We start from the raw sequence: 303 nt of genomic DNA, 5'->3' as shown, positions 1-303 counted from the left end.
ATTCTCCGCTCTGGGCTGCTCTTTGCAGGGCTGGCCGCTATTCTCGCGCTTCGAAACCGCCGGGCAGCGGTGGTATTTGCGGCGGGCTGCTACGGAAGCGCCCTTGTGACTCTAGGTTGGAGTGGTCATGCCGCTGCAACCGAAGGCGGATTGGGGCTATTCCATCGCCTCAACAACGGCATCCATCTGGTCAGCGCGGGCCTGTGGCTTGGAGCAATCGGTTGGTTCCTTGTTCTGACCATCCGATGTTACAAGGATCCTGACGACACCCAGGCGCATGCAGTGCTCAGGGCCATGCACGCC

Annotated in this window: 1 protein-coding gene; it reads left to right on the top strand. The window is 61.1% G+C overall.

All coding sequences use genetic code 11. The features are described 5' to 3' along the window. A partial coding sequence (locus tag FLQ44_RS25540) for a hypothetical protein (protein WP_500692542.1) occupies positions 1 to 303 on the top strand: 303 nt, incomplete at its 3' end.

This window comes from Vogesella mureinivorans (genome assembly GCF_007644035.1).
Classification (GTDB): Bacteria; Pseudomonadota; Gammaproteobacteria; order Burkholderiales; family Chromobacteriaceae; genus Vogesella; species Vogesella mureinivorans.
Note: the sequence above shows the minus strand (reverse complement) of the source record. Positions and strands in the feature narration are given on the sequence as shown.